Consider the following 2,588-nt stretch of genomic DNA (forward strand, 5'->3'; position numbering starts at 1 on the left):
ACAACCCTCTTTGCCTGATGACCATAGCGAGTCGGTCCCACCCCTTCCCATCCCGAACAGGACCGTGAAACGACTCTACGCCGATGATAGTGCGGATTCCCGTGTGAAAGTAGGTAATCGTCAGGCTCCCTAAGCCAAGAACCCCCGCCCGAACAGGCGGGGGTTTTTGCATTTGTGGCGCCGGAAACGCGCGATGGCCGCGAGGCGGGGGGCCTGCTCGCCGGCGCCGCCGGCGAGCTGGTGCGGCAGGGCCCTCATGCGCACGCCGCACACCCATGTCGTGACAGGACCAAGTAGCTTGATCCCGCGACAACTGCCATCTCCGCGGCCAGGGCAGCAAGTCTTGCGCCTCTCGCAGAGCGGGAATCGGATCGACGTCGAGTCGTTTGATCTGATGGTGTCACGGCTGACGCATCCCGGTTCTCATCACGGCCGATAGCATCGAACCCGCGCAGCGAGATCTGCTGCATCCATCAGTTCTCGTTACCGCTGGCATCGAGCTTCGTGCCGGCTTCCATCTTTCGGACGATCGACCATCGAGCGCGTAGCCGATTGCCCTGGCGCACGATAAAGGTTTCGTCACTCATCTGGCTGCCGCCGATGGGCGTTTCATGCTCGGAGCGATCTCGTGTCCTGGCCTTTCTCCCCTTTATTTGCCGCATCGAGCACATTGCACGACTCGCCGGATGATCGCGCCTTGCTGGTTCATCATCATGGCCTATTGGCTGCATATTTCAGCTATCTCTGCTCAATATTGGCGATTTGGTCCGAGGTGCCGGGGCGTGACTGGTTCGTTTCGTGGCGAATCTGCGACGCTCCCCGAGGCTCTCGTGAGCAGGGCGAGCCCGCGGGCGCATGCCTGTTGGCGCCTGAATGACGAGCGAAACTGCCCCTCTGCCTCTCGATCCATGCGAGGCGTCGCATATGCGCCCTGGTCAAAGCCGACGCAGGTATCCGCGTTCAACTGCGCGAGGTGTGCGTCGTATCGACCCGTCGGATGTGGCGTACGGCGCGGCTTCGCTGCGATAGGCAGGCCAGACGCTCATGTTGGTCGGCTTGCACGACGGTCCGATGCAATGCGCGCTGCACCGCTGCACGCTCACTGCGACGGCGACGGCGACGGCGACGGCGACGCGCAAGCGATGCGGCAGCAAGGCGCGCAGGCGCAGATCGTCGCGTATCAGCGCCGCAAGACACATCAAGGCCGGCCGAACTGTCGGTGTCGCCCTGGGAGGCGTCACCGTCGCTGTCGGCCGGGATTAAGTGGGTCGGCATGTCCTTCAGGCACCCATGCTTACGTGATTGCTTCCGCAGTCATGGCGCTCGCGGCCGTCGCCTGCTGCCGGCAGTGGTCAAGCAACCGGCGTCGTCGGCCGGCTTCAACGTGTCATACGCAGCGCGAGCCGCCGTGTCCTTTGTGCGCCCTGAGACGTGGTTCTCGGGGAGCGCCTGCTGTCGGATCGCCGCGATCCTGTCCGCCGGCGCCATCCGTTTGGGGAGGGGCGCATGGGCTGCGGAAGTGACGAAGACTGGCGCGGGAGCAAGAGGGAAGGCCGGATGAAGCATGGGGTGGGAGAGGGGTGGAGATGCGGCTGCTTGATCGCGTGACACGGAGTGGCACGTACGCGCCGGCTTTCTGAGAGGGGGCCGACCGGAGGGGCGGTCCGATCCTGAAAGTTCGATGTGCCGCGCGGAACCGATGAGGACGGTAGCCCTATACACTGAATCAGGTTTTAGCTGCAGTGTGCCGACAGCCGCTGCAGAGACGCCAGCCACCCGGTGCCTTGCAGTACACCGATTCATACCTCCAACTTCGATCGATCAGAGTCCCTGGCGGAGGTCTCGCAACCTTCCGGCATGGAAATTGCGGATTTTTTTGCATCTACCCGCTTGGCATTATGCGCGGGACGTCGTATGATGGCGGTCTTTCGTTTTTAGCGAAGATGCAAATCGACGCTGAAGACGGAGTCTGACGAAGATGTGGGCGCCGATCGGCGATCCTCTCGTGCTTGCCTCAGCCAGGTGAGCGCGGGTGTCGGGTGAGTCGCCAGGGCGCGCTGGAAGAGAATGAAAATAATCTTCCGGATGTGCTTGACAGGAGCGCGATGCACCACCATAATCGTCAGTTCTCTACGGAGGGGTGCCCGAGTGGCTAAAGGGGGCAGACTGTAAATCTGTTGGCTTACGCCTACGTTGGTTCGAATCCAACCTCCTCCACCAAGAACATCAGCGCAGAGAGCGGTAGGGAATCGTTAGTGGCCCGTGCGGGTGTAGCTCAATGGTAGAGCAGAAGCCTTCCAAGCTTACGACGAGGGTTCGATTCCCTTCACCCGCTCCAGTTCGTGTAGTTGAAGCGTATAGCGCCCATGTGGCTCAGTGGTAGAGCACTCCCTTGGTAAGGGAGAGGTCGGCAGTTCGATCCTGCCCATGGGCACCAGCAGCAAAAAGTCAGTGTCTGTTTGCGCGCGGCGCAACCTGTGAAATTCCTTTTGGGAGTCGAAAATGGCCAAGGGTAAATTTGAGCGGACCAAGCCGCACGTCAACGTTGGTACGATTGGTCACGTTGACCACGGCAAGACGACGCTGAC

Annotated in this window: 1 protein-coding gene, 3 tRNA genes and 1 rRNA gene; all 5 read left to right on the plus strand. The window is 61.4% G+C overall.

Annotation, left to right across the window (positions count from 1 at the left end):
• Positions 1 to 13 precede the first annotated feature (13 nt).
• Positions 14 to 126: ribosomal RNA gene (gene rrf, locus DIE21_RS36675) — 5S ribosomal RNA — on the plus strand.
• 2,008 nt (positions 127 to 2,134) lie between these two features.
• A tRNA-Tyr gene (locus DIE21_RS36680) sits at positions 2,135 to 2,220 on the plus strand.
• Positions 2,221 to 2,264: 44 nt separating this feature from the next.
• Positions 2,265 to 2,338 (plus strand) — tRNA-Gly (locus DIE21_RS36685).
• Positions 2,339 to 2,362: 24 nt separating this feature from the next.
• A tRNA-Thr gene (locus DIE21_RS36690) sits at positions 2,363 to 2,437 on the plus strand.
• A gap of 65 nt (positions 2,438 to 2,502) precedes the next feature.
• Positions 2,503 to 2,588, plus strand: an 86-nt coding sequence (locus tag DIE21_RS36695) for a GTP-binding protein (RefSeq protein WP_033473206.1), incomplete at its 3' end; no start/stop codon positions are given.

The organism is Burkholderia sp. Bp9140 (genome assembly GCF_003853425.1).
GTDB lineage: Bacteria > Pseudomonadota > Gammaproteobacteria > Burkholderiales > Burkholderiaceae > Burkholderia.